The 1,026-nt window shown below is 64.7% G+C and carries 2 protein-coding genes; both read left to right on the forward strand.

Annotated elements, in window-relative coordinates:
• A partial coding sequence (locus tag AB4Y84_RS22360) for a hypothetical protein (RefSeq protein WP_442251020.1) occupies positions 1-520 on the forward strand: 520 nt, incomplete at its 5' end.
• A 402-nt stretch (positions 521-922) separates the two neighbouring features.
• The coding region (locus AB4Y84_RS22365; RefSeq protein WP_442251021.1) for a GTP-binding protein at positions 923-1,026 on the forward strand (104 nt) is incomplete at its 3' end.

A 1,026-nucleotide genomic window follows, 5' to 3' on the forward strand; every position in this document is an offset into this window, starting at 1 on the left:
GTTGTGCAAGAAAGCGGCCTATCTCAACCTGCCTGGCATGAAGCCGGACGCCAGCAAGCTGTCGGTCGAACAGCGGCAGATGGTGGCCTACGAGGCGATGATGGCTGGCTTCGGCGGCATTGCCGCGCTGGGCGCGGTCACCGGCGAGTCGGTCGAGGTTGCCGATGACGGCACTGAGACACGTCGCCCCGGCGAATCAAAGTGGGCCTACGGCGTGGAGCGCTACGAGGTGGCCACCCAGCGCATGCCGGATGGCGCCCTGCGTGTGCGCGTACGCAAGCAGGCGACGGTCAACAACGCAAAACCCTCCTCGCCTGACGACACCTTCAGTACCGACGAGGACCAGGCCGCACGCCTGGCCGAACTGGCGCCGACCGGCAGCTGGACCGAAGTGCTGATCCATGGCGGTCCGCGCAAGCAGGGCAACGATCCGGCCATGTCGCTGAAGGGCTGGGTGTCGACCGTTGAGCAGCACGCGGCGACCGTGGGCGATGCCCGCCGGCTGCACGACTGCAAGTAATGCGCCTGACGACCTGGGTTGCAGCCACCCATGGGGTGGCTCTACTTTGGGGCTCATCGTTCCATCCATGTGCGCAATATTCACTTGCGCGCCAGATTGACAGGTCTAGAATGCGCCGCATGAACCGGATGCCGCTCCTGAAGTTTTTCACCCTGACCCGCGCAAGCGCGGAACGGGCGTGTCTGCCTGGAGCCCTACGAGGTCGCTGATCGCGGCCTTCGCTGGACCATCCACAGAGCGCCCTCCGGGGCGCTCTTTTCGTTTCCGCCCCCACCCCTCAACCCGCTCCACCGCAAGGAGAACGTGCCATGCACCAGATCGCCGAGACCGAACGCTAGCCGCACACGCCGTTGCCAACCAGCGTGTGCGGCCCCCGAAGTTGGCCCAGCAGGAACCTTTCTCATGAACACCAACACCCAGACGCTGTCGCGTCTTCGCAACCTCGGCATCATTGCCCACATCGACGCCGGCAAAACCACGCTTACCGAACGCCTTCTGTGGAAGAC

It is taken from the genome of Stenotrophomonas sp. 2YAF22 (assembly GCF_052114665.1).
Lineage (GTDB): Bacteria > Pseudomonadota > Gammaproteobacteria > Xanthomonadales > Xanthomonadaceae > Stenotrophomonas > Stenotrophomonas indicatrix.